Origin of the sequence: Serratia odorifera, assembly GCF_041448735.1 — a bacterium.
Lineage (GTDB): Bacteria > Pseudomonadota > Gammaproteobacteria > Enterobacterales > Enterobacteriaceae > Serratia_F > Serratia_F odorifera.
In genome coordinates this window covers 298,147-311,461 of sequence record NZ_JBGMUT010000004.1, presented here as the reverse complement: position 1 = coordinate 311,461, position 13,315 = coordinate 298,147, and the positions used below count along the sequence as shown (strand labels likewise).

General features: G+C 58.8%; 11 protein-coding genes. 6 read left to right on the top strand and 5 right to left on the bottom strand.

What is annotated here, in order from left to right:
• Position 1 precedes the first annotated feature (1 nt).
• Positions 2-1,420 carry a siroheme synthase CysG gene (gene cysG / locus ACCC84_RS13880; RefSeq protein ID WP_004955246.1) on the bottom strand — a complete coding sequence of 473 codons (1,419 nt, stop codon included), beginning with the start codon at positions 1,418-1,420 and terminating at the stop codon, positions 2-4.
• A 229-nt stretch (positions 1,421-1,649) separates the two neighbouring features.
• Between cysG and ACCC84_RS13875 the strand changes: the two genes are divergently transcribed.
• Complete coding sequence (locus tag ACCC84_RS13875; RefSeq protein WP_004955249.1) at positions 1,650-2,726, top strand: aminopeptidase; 1,077 nt, start codon at positions 1,650-1,652, stop codon at positions 2,724-2,726.
• A gap of 66 nt (positions 2,727-2,792) precedes the next feature.
• On the opposite strand, the gene ACCC84_RS13870 is transcribed toward ACCC84_RS13875, so the two are convergent.
• From ACCC84_RS13870 to ACCC84_RS13855, 4 genes are all read right to left on the bottom strand, one after another.
• Positions 2,793-3,527 carry a phosphoadenylyl-sulfate reductase gene (locus tag ACCC84_RS13870; protein WP_198773300.1) on the bottom strand — a complete coding sequence of 245 codons (735 nt, stop codon included), beginning with the start codon at positions 3,525-3,527 and terminating at the stop codon, positions 2,793-2,795.
• A gap of 17 nt (positions 3,528-3,544) precedes the next feature.
• Positions 3,545-5,260: an assimilatory sulfite reductase (NADPH) hemoprotein subunit gene (gene cysI / locus ACCC84_RS13865; protein WP_004955256.1), complete on the bottom strand. Its 1,716-nt coding sequence runs from the start codon at positions 5,258-5,260 to the stop codon at positions 3,545-3,547.
• Complete coding sequence (cysJ, locus tag ACCC84_RS13860) at positions 5,260-7,062, bottom strand: NADPH-dependent assimilatory sulfite reductase flavoprotein subunit (protein ID WP_039991134.1); 1,803 nt, start codon at positions 7,060-7,062, stop codon at positions 5,260-5,262. Before cysJ ends, cysI begins: the two co-directional genes overlap by 1 nt.
• A 265-nt stretch (positions 7,063-7,327) precedes the next feature.
• On the bottom strand, positions 7,328-8,509 hold the full coding sequence (locus ACCC84_RS13855) for an aminotransferase class I/II-fold pyridoxal phosphate-dependent enzyme (RefSeq protein WP_004955263.1): 1,182 nt from the start codon (positions 8,507-8,509) through the stop codon (positions 7,328-7,330).
• A gap of 183 nt (positions 8,510-8,692) precedes the next feature.
• Here ACCC84_RS13855 and ACCC84_RS13850 point away from each other — a divergent pair, with 183 nt between their 5' ends.
• Genes ACCC84_RS13850 through iadA form a run of 5 tightly spaced genes read left to right on the top strand, consistent with a single transcriptional unit; the run spans position 8,693 to position 13,286 of the window.
• Complete coding sequence (locus ACCC84_RS13850; RefSeq protein WP_273871015.1) at positions 8,693-8,893, top strand: hypothetical protein; 201 nt, start codon at positions 8,693-8,695, stop codon at positions 8,891-8,893.
• The gene (locus ACCC84_RS13845) at positions 8,890-10,437 is read left to right on the top strand and encodes a sodium:solute symporter family protein (RefSeq protein ID WP_198773298.1); all 1,548 of its coding nucleotides are present in this window, start codon (positions 8,890-8,892) and stop codon (positions 10,435-10,437) included. Before ACCC84_RS13850 ends, ACCC84_RS13845 begins: the two co-directional genes overlap by 4 nt.
• A complete protein-coding gene (locus tag ACCC84_RS13840; RefSeq protein ID WP_004955269.1) occupies positions 10,383-11,435 on the top strand; it encodes a GntR family transcriptional regulator in 1,053 nt (350 codons plus the stop codon). Before ACCC84_RS13845 ends, ACCC84_RS13840 begins: the two co-directional genes overlap by 55 nt.
• Complete coding sequence (locus ACCC84_RS13835; protein WP_004955270.1) at positions 11,422-12,123, top strand: creatininase family protein; 702 nt, start codon at positions 11,422-11,424, stop codon at positions 12,121-12,123. The genes ACCC84_RS13840 and ACCC84_RS13835 overlap by 14 nt, the downstream gene beginning before the upstream one ends.
• A complete protein-coding gene (iadA, locus tag ACCC84_RS13830; RefSeq protein WP_004955273.1) occupies positions 12,123-13,286 on the top strand; it encodes a beta-aspartyl-peptidase in 1,164 nt (387 codons plus the stop codon). The genes ACCC84_RS13835 and iadA overlap by 1 nt, the downstream gene beginning before the upstream one ends.
• Positions 13,287-13,315 lie beyond the last annotated feature (29 nt).

Here is a 13,315-nt window from a genome sequence, read left to right as displayed (position 1 = left end):
CTTAAGCCAGATTCACAACGGGGGAAACCGTCTGAGATTGTTGCCCAAACCAGGCGATTTGATGGTGCAGTTGCACCACCTCGCCGATCACCAGCAAAGCCGGCAGCGGCGCCCGTTGGGCCAGTTGTTCAAGTTGTTGCAGCGTGCCGGTCAGCACCTGTTGGTCGGCACGCGTACCTCGGCTGATCACCGCCACCGGGGTATCGGCCGCACGGCCGTGCGCCATCAGGCGCTGGCTGATATCCGCCGCCTTCATCGTGCCCATGTAGATCGCCAGCGTTTGCCGCGCCCGAGCCAGATCGGCCCAGTCCAACCCGTCGCCGTCGGCACGGGCATGGCCGGTAATAAAGGTGACGCTTTGCGCATGATCGCGATGCGTCAGCGGAATGCCGGCATAAGCGGTGGCACCAGCCGCCGCCGTCACGCCGGGCACCACCTGAAACGGTATACCCGCCGCCGCCGCCACCTGCAGCTCTTCGCCGCCGCGGCCGAAGATGAACGGGTCGCCGCCCTTCAGGCGCACCACGCGTTTCCCTTGCTGCGCCAGTTCCACCAGCAGGCGGTTGGTTTCTTCCTGAATCACCGAATGCGCGCCGGCACGCTTGCCAACGCAAATACGATCCGCGTCACGGCGCACCAGATCGAGGATCTCATCACTGACCAGATGGTCATACAGCACCACATCCGCCTGTTGCATCACCTGCAGCCCGCGCAGCGTCAGTAGGCCAACGTCGCCCGGCCCGGCGCCGACCAGGGCTATTTCGCCCTGTGCACCTTCGTTGCCGGCGGCAAACGCCGCCAAATCCTGCGCCAGCTGTTGTTCGGCCTGCGCTTGCTGACCGTTAGCCACCAGCGTGGCAAAACGGCCGTTGAGAGCCTTTTCCCAAAAGCGTCGACGCGCGCCGATCGCTCCCAGCGTCTGTTTCACCCGTTGGCGAAAACCACCGGCCAGTTGCGCCATCGGCCCCAGGCTGGCTGGCAATAGCGCCTCGAGTTTTTCCCGCAGCATGCGTGCCAGTACCGGTGCCTGCCCGCTGGACGACACTGCCACCACCAGCGGTGAACGATCGATGATCGACGGAAAGATGAACGAACAGCGCGGCTGATCGTCCACCACGTTGGCCAACACCCGGCGCGCATCCGCCTCGGCATACACCGTGGCGTTCAGCGCGCTATCGTTGGTTGCCGCAATCACCAGAAACACATCATCCAGCTGTTCGGGAGCAAAAGCCTGCCCCAGCCAGTGAATGCGCCCTTCCTGACGACGTTGTTCGAGTTCGGGTGAGAGCGACTGCGCAACTATCCGTATTTCAGCCCCGGCGCGCGCAAGCAGTTCCACCTTGCGTGCAGCGACTTCACCGCCGCCAACGACCAGCACCGGGCGTTGTTTCAGATCGGCAAATATTGGTAGATAGTCCACAACAGCCTTTTCATATAACAGAAAGATAGGGAGACTATACGGGCTACGATTTCGCCTCTGAAATGACGAAAAGGAATGAGTAGTGCGATAATGGAATAAGGCCACCGCAACGCGCGCGCCAGAGCAAATTTAAGAGCGCAGGAAATTGAGTAATTCGCCCTGGCGTTTCATACTGGCAACCACAAAAAATACTCGGCATCGCCGATAGCAAAACAGAAGGACTTTCGGAATGTTTTCCCGTTTTTGCCTGCAAACCAGCCTGCTGGCCATGGCATTTTGCAGCGTTTTCAGCGTTTCGGCCGCAACACAGCACGCCAAGGATGCCCCACTGGGCAGATACGCTGCCGAGCAGATTCGCCATATCGCCACCTATTTCCCGGGTCGCATGGCCGGTAGCCCGGCGGAGCTGCTCACGGCAGATTACCTCAAACAGCAGTTTGCCAAGATGGGCTATCAGAGCAACATCCGCAATTTCAACACCCGTTTTCTCTATGTGAATAAAAATGCCAGCGAAAACTGGCATAACGTTGCGGTTAACTCGGTGATTGCGGCAAAGAATGGCGAGCAGCAGAAACAGATCATCATCATGGCGCATTTTGATACCTATATGCCGCGCAGCGATGACGAAGTGGATAACAACCTGGGTGGCCTGACCCTGCAAGGGGTGGACGACAATGCTTCCGGCGTGGGCGTAATGCTGGAACTGGCGCAGCGGTTAAAGGATATTCCGACTGGCTACACCCTGCGGTTCCTCGCCACCAGCGGCGAAGAACTGGGCTCGCTCGGCGCCAAAAACTATCTGGAACGCATGAGCCCGGAAGAGCGTGCCAACACCGTACTGGTGATTAATCTCGATAGCCTGATCACCGGTGACAGGCTCTATTTCCACGCCGGTCGCCAGACGCCGCCACAGATGGCGAAGAAAAGCCGCGATCGCGCGCTGGACATTGCCCACCGCTACGGCATCGCCGCCGCCATCAATCCAGGCAGTAAAAAATACCCGAAAGGCACCGGTTGCTGTTCCGATCAGGAAATATTTGATAACGCCGGTATCCCGGTGCTGGCCGTGGAAGCCACCAACTGGTCACTGGGCGATAAGGACGGTTATCAGCAGCGCGCCATCAGCCCGCACTTTCCGCAGGGCACCAGTTGGCATCAGTCACAGTACGACAACCTGAACTACCTGGAGCGTTACCTGCCTGGGCGCATCGACAAACGCAGCCGCGACAGCGTGCAGATCCTGCTGCCGCTGATCAAAGAGCTGGCGCAGGCGCACCCGGATCCGCACGCGCAGAAGACAAAATAGCCAAAGGCCGCAAATGCGGCCTTTTTACCTTCACATACGCGCAGCTAGCGTCATGCCAGCATCGGTTTACCCTTCGTGTAGCCCGCACTCACGCTTGAGGCCAAAGAAGCGGGTTTCTTCTTCGCTCATGCCCGGCTCCCATTTGCGCGAGGTGTGGGTGTCACCCACCGACAGATACCCCTGCTCCCACAGCGGGTGATAACTCAGCCCGTGCTCGGTCAGATACTGATAGATCTGCCGATTGTCCCAGTCGATGATCGGCAGCATTTTGAACACCCCGCGCTGCACCGCCAGTACCGGCAGGTTGGCACGGCTGCCTGACTGCTCACGGCGCAGACCGGCGAACCAGGTTTGCGCGCCAAGCGTTTCCAGCGCGCGGTTCATCGGTTCGACCTTGTTGATCTGGTTGTACTTTTCGATACCTTCTACGCCCTGTTCCCACAGTTTGCCGTAGCGCGCTTCCTGCCAGGCCGCCGACTGCTCGGCACGGAACACCTGCAGGTTCAGCTGCAAACTGTCGGTCAGCCGATCGATAAACTGGTAGGTTTCCGGGAACAGATAGCCGGTGTCGGTCAGGATCACCGGAATATCCGGTCGAATGCGGGTTACCAGATGCAGGCACACCGCCGCCTGAATGCCAAAGCTCGAAGAAAGCACGAACTCGCCCGGCAGGTGCTCCAGCGCCCACGCCACGCGCTGTTGCGCAGACAGGCTTTCCAGCCGCCCATTGAGTTCGGCCAACGCCAGCGCCTGCCCGGATTTGGGCAGCGCATTCAGCGCCGCCAGATCGAATTCAGCCATCTTGTCTGCCTCCACGATTAATCCCAGAAATCCTGCGCCGGATCCACCACCGGCCGCACAATGCCGGTACGGATGGTGAAGTCGCCAAAGCCCTCGTCCGCGTTGCGCTCCTGCGCCCAGCGGCCGACCAGTTGGTCGATCTCCTTCAGGATTTCGTCTTCGTTGATATTTTCGCGATACATGCGCGGAATACGCGTGCCGGCCCGGTTACCCCCTAAATGCAGGTTGTAGCGGCCGACGGCCTTGCCCACCAGGCCAATTTCCGCCAGCAGCGCGCGGCCACAGCCGTTCGGGCAACCGGTGACGCGCAGCACGATGTGCTCATCGCCGACCCCATGCTGATGCATGATGCCTTCAACCTTGGTGACAAAGGCCGGCAGGAAGCGTTCGGCCTCCGCCATTGCCAGCGGACAGGTCGGGAACGACACGCAGGCCATCGAATTTTTGCGTTGCTCGCTGACGCCGTCGTCGATCAGACCGTGTTCACGTGCGATGGCTTCGATCTTTGCCTTTTCGCTTTCCGGCACGCCGGCCACGATCAGGTTCTGGTTGGCCGTCAGACGGAAATCCCCCTGATGAACCTTGGCGATCTCGGCCACGCCGGTTTTCAGCGGACGCCCCGGATAATCCAGCAGGCGGCCGTTTTCAACAAACAGCGTCAAGTGCCAATGGTTGTCCACCCCCTTGACCCAACCGATGCGATCGCCGCGGCCGGTAAACTCATAGGGGCGAATCGGTTCAAAAGTAATACCGGCGCGCTTTTCCACTTCGGCGCGGAAGGTATCAACGCCGACGCGCTCCAGCGTGTATTTGGTTTTGGCGTTTTTACGATCGGTACGGTTGCCCCAATCACGCTGGGTGGTCACTACGGCTTCCGCCACCGCCAGCGTATGTTCCAGCGGAATGTAGCCAAATTCGCTGGCCTGACGCGCATAGGTTTTCTTGTTGCCGTGTTCGATCGACAGGCCACCGCCGACCAGCAGGTTAAAGCCCACCAGTTTGCCGTTTTCAGCGATCGCCACAAAGTTCATATCATTGGCGTGCAGATCCACATCGTTTTGCGGTGGGATCACCACGGTGGTTTTGAACTTGCGCGGCAGATAGGTGGCGCCCAGAATCGGCTCTTCGTCGGTGGTCGCCACTTTTTCCTGATCCAGCCACACTTCGGCATACGCTCGCGTACGCGGCAGCAGGTGCTCGGAAATCTTCTTCGCCCATTCATAGGCTTCCTGATGCAGCGCGGATTCCACCGGGTTTGAGGTGCACAACACATTACGGTTTACGTCGTTGGCGGTGGCCAGCGCGTCCAGCCCCAGCTTGTTCAACAACTGGTGCACCGGTTTGACGTTGCCCTTCAGAATACCGTGGAACTGGAACGTCTGGCGGTTGGTGATACGAATGCTGCCGTACAGCGTGCTTTCCTGCGCAAACTTGTCGATGCCCAGCCACTGCTGCGGACTGATGATACCGCCCGGCAGACGGCAGCGCAGCATCATCGCATGGCGCGGCTCCAGTTTCTGTTCGGCACGCTCGGCCCGAATGTCGCGATCGTCCTGCTGGTACATGCCGTGAAAACGGATCAGCAGAAAGTTGTCGCCATTGAAACCGCCGGTCAAACCGTCATTTAGATCTTCGGCAATGGTGCCGCGCAGAAAATTGCTCTGTTGCTTCATGCGCTCGGCATCAGCCAATTTGCCTTCTACCACCAGAGGCCCCGGGTGTTTGTCACTCATCAGTAAACATCTCGCTGATAACGGCGCTCAAGGCGCAGCTCACTTAAAAATTCATCGGCCTGCTCGGTATCCATGCCACCGTGCTCGGCTACCAGTGCCAGTAATGTGTTCTCAACGTCTTTCGCCATGCGATTGGCATCGCCGCAGACATAAATGTGCGCGCCTTGTTCGATCCAGCGCCACACTTCCGCGCCCTGTTCGCGCAGTTTGTCCTGAACGTAGACTTTTTGCTGCTGGTCGCGCGACCAGGCCAGATCGATACGGGTCAGCAAACCGTCTTTGACGTAGCGCTGCCACTCAACCTGATACAGGAAGTCCTCGGTAAAATGCGGGTTGCCGAAGAACAGCCAGTTTTTGCCCGCGGCGCCGTCGGCGTCACGCTGCTGCATGAAGGCGCGGAACGGTGCAATACCGGTGCCGGGGCCAATCATGATCACCGGCGTGTCCGGGTTGGCCGGCAAACGGAAATTATCGTTGTGTTCAATAAACACCCGCAGGTCGCCGTCTTCTTCCAGCCGATCCGCCAGGAAGCTGGACGCGCCGCCAGCACGCGCGCGGCCGTCGATGTCATAACGCACCACGCCTACGGTGATGTGGACTTCGCTTTCGTTTTCCGCCTGCGAAGAGGCGATGGAATACAAACGCGGCGTCAGCGGGCGCAGCAGGCCAATCAGTTGCTCGGCAGAAAGATCGGCCGGCGCCTGGCGCACCATGTCGACAATCGGCGTGTTGTGCGCAAAATGTTGCAATTTGGCCTTGTCGGCCAGCAACGCGATCAATTTTTCGTCGCGCGACAGGGCGGCATATTTTTCGACGATCGGCGTAGTGTTCTGCGTCAGCTCGAAATGGCTGCGCAACGCGTCGGCCAGCGGCAGGTTTTTGCCTTCCACCGCCACCGGCTCGTCGCCTTTCAGCCACAGCAGTTGCACCAGTTCGTCCACCAGCGCCGGATCGTTGTCAAACCATACGCCAAGCGCATCGCCCGGCTGGTAGCGTAGCCCGGAGTCAGAGAGATCGATCTCGATGTGCCGCACATCTTTATCCGAATGGCGACCGGTGATCTTTTGGTTGACCGCCAGCTGCGCCGTCAGAGGCTGTTCTTTGCTGTACGGACTGCTGTCGATCACATCGACCGCACCGCTGGCCAGCGTGCCAGGCGCGGCATTTTCCGCCGGCGCGCGCGCTTTCAATACCGATACCACCTGCTTGCGCCAGGCAACGGCCAACTCTTGATATTCCACGTCGGCGTCGACGCGCTCCACCAGACGTTCCGCCCCCAGCTCCGCCAGTTTGGCATCGAAGTCCTTGCCCGACTGACAGAAGTTTTCATACGAGGTATCGCCCAGGCCAAACACCGCAAACGCAGTATCGGTCAGTTTGGGCGCTTTCTTGGAGTGAAGGAACTTGTGCAGTGCCACCGCCTCTTCCGCCGGTTCGCCTTCACCCTGGGTGGAAGCCACGACGATCAGCAGTCGCTCCTGGGCGATCTGCTTGAATTTGTAATCGCCGGCATTGACCAGGTTGACGCTGAGCTTGGCCGCCAGCAGATCGTCGCGCAGCTGTTCCGCCAGGCGACGCGCATTGCCGGTCTGCGAAGCGGAAATCAGCGTAATGCTGGCCGCCGTTGCGGCAGGTGCGGCCGGCAGCGCCACGGTGCCAGGTTGTTGATTCACCATTCCCCAGAAGTAGCCGGACAGCCACGCCAGCTGCGTCGGCGAATAATCACCGATGGCAGCTTGCAGGCTCGCCAGCTGATCGGGCGTCAGCGGGAGCAAGGATGTAGGAGGAGCCTGAGTGGTCATTGCGTCACGAATTCCGTTATATATACCCGCTGCAACCGGGCAAAAATAGTTCATTTAAAAGGTAGGAAGGTAAGGTTACCGAGTGGAATCATAACAATTAAAGAAGTGATGGAAATAATTAATAACCAAATGAGCTAAGTGCTTTTGCGGGTATTGTTTATCGCTAAAAGTGGTAATCATAAGATGGATATAACAATATGAAAGATAAGAATTTAACCACTACGGCCGGCCGCCGACGCGTTAGACGACCGGTAACAGGCGCCGGTTATTCCGGCAGCCAGGTGGGAAAATTAACGCAACTTGCCGCCGCGCTCATCGCCACTGGACAGTCAGCCAACACCAGCGGCTGCGGATGCATCGGCGTGGTAAACCACACGCCAACTTCCACATTCAACTGCCGTTCCAGACTGTCACGCCGCTGTTTTTGTTGCGCTGATAGCAGTAACGGGAACCGCAGCCAGCTGTTTTCTGCTCCCGCAATGTGGAGCGGCAGCCGGTAACCATGGGCCGCAGCCCAGCGTTGCCAAAAGGCCGCACCGCGCCGGCGTCGCTCAAGTAACGTCGGCAACCGGTTCAATTGCAGACGCAGCAGCTCGGCGACCGGTTCGGCCATCCGCCAGCGGTATTGCGGGCTGAACAGACCGCTTAATTCGGCAATCTGCATTTGCGGTACACGTTGCTCCAGCGGCCAACCGGCGTCCGCCGCCGCCTGGCCGTCCCGCGCTATCGCCACCGCATGGCGCAACGTGTGCAACAGACGCCGTATAAAGACAGGCTCGGCGTCGGCGCTGGCGGCATACACCTGTTGCAGTCGTTGTTGCAACGCCGGCGAATGCGTAATTACCCAGCCACCGTGGATGGTATTGACCACCTTGGAACGTTCACTGCTGAAAAAGGCGATATCACCCAAGCTGCCGAGCAATTGCCCGCGGTAGCGCGCGCCGGTGGCATGCGCACAATCTTCTATCACCCATAGCCGATGCGCACGCGCCAGCGCCAGCAACGCATCAAGATCGCGGCACACCAGACCAAAACTGTACTGAATCATGACCGCTTTGGTATTGGGCGTGATCGCCTGTGCCATCGCCGCCGCACTGATGCCAAAAGTGTCAGCCTCGATATCGACAAACGCTATTTCGATACCGTTATAACTAAAGGCATTGGTCACACACTGACAGGTAAACGCCGGGATCAGCACGCGATCGCCCGGCTGCAAGCCAAGCGTGCGGATCACCGCATACAACGCCGCACGCCCGGCCATAAAGCTGGCTACGCCGTCAGTTTGCCAGATCTCGCCAATCTGCCGATGCAGCGCCTGCACCTGTGCTGCGGGTGCCATCGCCCTATCATCCGCCGGTGCCAACCAACGGCGAGCACAGAGGTCCTCTTGTTCAGTCAGCGTGGCGTTTAACAACGGCACCCGGCGCGCAAAGGGTGGAAAAGTCATCGCGGCTCCTTGACTTGCCAAAAAAAGTGTTGTTATTTTGCACTGCCGTTATAAAAAAATATAACACTCAATACAACAATAAATTATTCCACGACCTGATTTTCTTATACGCAAACACAACGATAAGGGAAAGTAATGGACATAATAAGCAACTGTTTTGAAAGAAAATGGTTTTATATCTTCATGTTTATGTATCTGCTGATCATGCTGCCGTTGCCATTTTTCTTTAACACGCAATACCAACCAGGCTGGCTAGGGATTCCAACATTCATCTTCGGTTGGCTAATACATGGCATAACAGTATCGGCGCTGATTATTCTGTTCGCCTGGCAGTGCCTGAAACGCCCGGAATATCAGGGCAACATCGACGAGGAGCAGCCATGAACAGTCATCTCGCGACCCTGTTGCAACCGGAGCCGATACCGTTTTACACCACGCTGATCCTGTTTCTGCTGCTACTTGGCGGCATCGGTTGGTACGCCGCGCGTGCCACCAAATCGCTGAGTGATTTTTTGGTGATGGGCGGCAAAGCCGGCGCGCTGGTCGGCGGTTTTGCCTACTTCGCCAGCCAGTACAGCATGAGTACCTTTATGGGGGTGCCGGCGATGACCTACAGCACCGGCTTTGCCGGCATGAGCGTATCCGTACCGGGGTTGGCATTTTCCATGATCGTGCCAGTGCTGTTCGTCGGCCGCAAACTGATGCTGATGGGCCGTCGCTACAACATGATGACCATGAGCGACTACCTGTCCGACCGCTACGACTCCACCGCCATTCGCGGTGTACACGCGGTAATGATGGTGATCTTTCTGATCGCCATGATGGGTGCCCAAACGGTCGGTGCCGGGGTGATCCTCAATACCTTTACCGGCTTGCCGGAGTGGATCGGCGTGGTGGTGATGGGCGTGGTGGTGGTGCTGTACTGTATGACCGGCGGTATGACCGGCGCCATGATGACCGACGTGTTGCAGGGAGGGCTGATGATCGCCACCGCCGTGGTCACCTTTGTGGTGTCGGTCCATGCTGGCGGCGGCATGGAAGCGATCACCGGCAAACTGGCGGCCGAGATGCCCAGCCATCTGACCCATCCCGGAGCCAAGGGCGACTTCCCCTGGCAAACCTATGTGTCGATGATCGTAATGTGGAGCTTCTTCACCATCGGCCAGCCGACGCTGTTTACCAAGTTCTTCACCATGAACAGCTACCGAACCATGTTTAAAGCGGTGATCCTCGGCACCCTGGGCATGTTGTTCTCGGCGACCATGATTGAATGGTCCGGCGTCAATGCCGCCACCTTTATCAGCGGTCTGAGCGGGCAGGAAACCGATTTTATCGTGCCGGTGATCCTGCAACAGAATCTGTCGCCATGGATCGCCGCACTGTTGATCACCGGCATCGTTTCTGCAGGGATGTCGACCATTTCAGCGCTGCTGGTGGTCGCCACCGGCGGTATTACTCGCGACATCTATCAGAACGTTTTCCGGCCGCGGGCCTCTGCGGATCAGATCCTGCGTCTGTCACGCTGGATAACGGTGCTGCTGGGCATCGCCGCCATCGCCATCGGCATTATCAAACCGGCAGGGATCTTCGCTCTGATCCGTTTTGCCTTCGGCGGCCTTGGGATCTGGGTGGCGCCGGTGATCCTCGGCATGTACTGGAAGCGCGCCACGCTCGCGGCAGCCATCAGTTCGGTGATCCTTGGCGAGCTGGCCTACGTGGCGATGAAACTGTGGTTCCCGCAGTTGGCGTTCGGCTTTGATCCGCTGATTGTCTGCTGGAGTTTTACCATGCTGGTGATGGTGCTGGTCAGCCTGTTCACCCGCCCAAGCAGCGATGCTACTCTCAGGCGTCACTTTGACGATCTGACAGCATTGTGTGCCGCACGCGCCCGACGGAGCGCACCGGCAACCGTAACCCCAACCGAATAACCGAGGCCTGCATTATCAACATCGACAAGAACTTGCCCATTGCGCTGCAAACGCAGATCGTCGGGGCCATCGAATACGGCATCATGGCCGGTACCTATCGCCATGATGTCGCGCTGCCGTCGGTGCGCGCGCTCAGTAAACAACTGGGGGTAGCGCAACTGACGGTCAGCCATGCCTATCAAACCCTGAAGAGCATGGGGCTGATCGAAACCATCGCCGGCAAAGGAACCTATGTCGTGCGCAACCGGCAGGAGATGGTCCATGAAGATCAGGTCAGCCAGCTACACCAGCGCTTTCAACAACTGTTGCAGGATGCCGCGCGGCTAGGCTTGTCGGAGTCGTTCTTTATCGGTGCGTTGAATCAGATGCAGGCGGCCACCGCTCCCCCCGTCGCGCTGCGCATGGCGATGGTGGGGAATTCCAACCGTATCAATCGCAGTTATATCGCCAGCATCTGCGACGTTCTGGGCAACCAGCAGCAGGTCGATACCTATACCTTCCGCGAATTCGCCGAACTGGCAGCGGACAAACTGGCCAGCTATCAGTTCTGGCTGACCATTCCACACTGTATCCCGCGCTTGCGCCAGCGCATTGATCCACAGACGCCGGTATTTGCCCCGTACCTGATCCCTGCCGAAGATACCCGTACCCGGCTGGCTCAGCTCAGCGCCGATAGCTCGGTGCTGCTGGTTTCACGCTATCAGGCCTTCCTGCCTGCCATGCTGGAAGGGGTAAAAACCTTTGCGCCGCATCTTGGCCAGATAGCCATCGCCGCGCTGGAAGATGAAGGTCTGACGGCGGCGCTGGCAAGCCACAAAACCATCATTTACAGCACCGGTTGTCACAGCCATTTGCAACCGCTGCTGCCGGCGTCCAGCAGCGTATTTGAATATCGCCATACCCCGGAACCCCGCTATCTGCGGGAAATCTTGCGTCCCGCCTGGCATCACTATTGCCAGCACCTGGCTCTTCAAGGAGATAATAATGAAAATCAGTGAAATGAACTGGTTTCAAGTACAGGAATACCTCGCTCGTGACGATCGGGTTATTCTGTCGCTCGGCAGCACCGAACAACACGCCTATCTCAGCCTGTGCACCGACCACCTGCTGGCTTCCCGGCTGGCTGAACAGGCCGGCGAACGACTGGGCATTGCGGTGTATCCCGGCTTGCCGTTCGGTATGGCCCCCTATTTCAGCCAATTCCCCGGCACCATCAATTTACGACCGGCAACCTATAACGCGCTGCTGGAGGATCTGCTCTCCAGCCTGTACCAGAGCGGTTTTCGCCGTATATTTCTGCTCAATGGCCACGGCGGCAACAGCCCGGTACAGGTACAGATCCATAACTGGCTCAACCAGCATGACGACGCGCGCGTGCAGCTGCACAACTGGTGGGCTGCGCCAAAAGTGATGGGATTGGTGAAAAGCTTTTCCGCCAATGCCTCCCACGCCTCGTGGATGGAGAATTTCCCCTGGACGCGTCTAGCCGGCGTCGCCATGCCGCAGCAGGAAAAACCGGCCATCGAGGTTGCCAGACTGGCGCAGCTGCCGGCCAGCGCGGTGAAGGCGTATATCGGCGATGGCAACTATGGCGGCGAATATCAACGCAGCGACGACGATATGCAGCGCATCTGGCAGACCGGCCTTGAGGAAACCTGCCAACTGCTGGAACGGGGGTGGATGTAATGAGCTACAGCCTGATCGAAAACGCCCGGCTGCTGACCGAACACGGTATTCAACGCCAGCAGCTGTTGATCGGCATGGGCCGGATTCTGGCCATCGGTGCGGATTTGTCAGCGCCGGCGCTGCAACCTTGCCAACGCTTTGACGCCGGCGATCGTCTGCTGGCGCCGGGGTTGATCGACCAGCATGTCCATCTGATTGGCGGCGGCGGCGAAGCCGGGTTCCACACCCGCACGCCGGAAGTGCAACTGTCACAGCTGTTGCGTTGTGGTATTACCAGCGTGATGGGGCTGCTCGGCACCGACGGCGTAACGCGCCACGTACAGTCGCTGTTCGCCAAAGTGATGGGGCTGCGTAACGAAGGCATTTCCGCCTGGATGCTGACCGGCTCCTATCAGGTGCCGACCATTACCGTCACCGGGTCGATACGCGATGACATCACCTTTATCGAGCCGATATTGGGGGTGAAAACGGCGATTTCCGATCATCGTTCTTCACAACCCAGTTGCGAGGCGCTGATCCATATCGCGACCCAGGCTCGCGCGGCAGCCTTGTTGACGCAGAAACCGGGGCTGGTGGTGATGCATATGGGCAACGCGCAGGCCGCCCTGACGCCGTTGGAAGAAATTCGCGACCGCTGCGAGGTGCCGCTCGGGCATTTCTTGCCTACCCACGTCAATCGGCAGCAGCACCTGTGGCGGCATGCCATGCGCCTGGCCAGGCAGGACGGTGTCAATCTCGATCTAACCTCGGGGATCAGCCCGCATCTGGGCGCCCGTGGCGCAGTAAAACCCAGCGAGGCGGTACTGGAGGCGCTGGACGAGGGGATCCCACTGGGGCAACTGACGCTCAGCTCCGATGGCAACGGCAGCATTCCGGCCTTTGACCACGCCGGCAATGTTTGTGGCATGGCGGTCGCCGGTTTCGGCAGCCTGCTGGACGAAATTCGCGATCTCAGCGGCGATCTGCCGCTCGAACAATGTTGGACGTTGGTGGCATCCAACGTCGCTCGGCGCTTGAAACTGCAAGACAAGGGCGAGATCGGCGTCGGTAAAGATGCCGACCTGCTGCTGCTGGATGACGCCTTGCAGCCCTGTTCGCTGTGGGCAAAGGGGCGTTTGATGCTGCATCACGGCGAGCCGCTGGTACGAGGAACCTTTGAATAAAACGGCAAGCTGATAGCCCCCGGCGTACA

Coding starts and splice junctions, on each gene's coding strand:
- iadA (WP_004955273.1), top strand. CDS start 12,123: ATGAGCTACAGCCTGATCGAAAACGCCCGGCTGCTGACCGAACACGGT.
- ACCC84_RS13855 (WP_004955263.1), bottom strand. CDS start 8,509: ATGACTTTTCCACCCTTTGCGCGCCGGGTGCCGTTGTTAAACGCCACG.
- ACCC84_RS13845 (WP_198773298.1), top strand. CDS start 8,890: ATGAACAGTCATCTCGCGACCCTGTTGCAACCGGAGCCGATACCGTTT.
- ACCC84_RS13835 (WP_004955270.1), top strand. CDS start 11,422: ATGAAAATCAGTGAAATGAACTGGTTTCAAGTACAGGAATACCTCGCT.
- ACCC84_RS13850 (WP_273871015.1), top strand. CDS start 8,693: ATGTTTATGTATCTGCTGATCATGCTGCCGTTGCCATTTTTCTTTAAC.
- ACCC84_RS13875 (WP_004955249.1), top strand. CDS start 1,650: ATGTTTTCCCGTTTTTGCCTGCAAACCAGCCTGCTGGCCATGGCATTT.
- cysJ (WP_039991134.1), bottom strand. CDS start 7,062: ATGACCACTCAGGCTCCTCCTACATCCTTGCTCCCGCTGACGCCCGAT.
- cysI (WP_004955256.1), bottom strand. CDS start 5,260: ATGAGTGACAAACACCCGGGGCCTCTGGTGGTAGAAGGCAAATTGGCT.
- ACCC84_RS13870 (WP_198773300.1), bottom strand. CDS start 3,527: ATGGCTGAATTCGATCTGGCGGCGCTGAATGCGCTGCCCAAATCCGGG.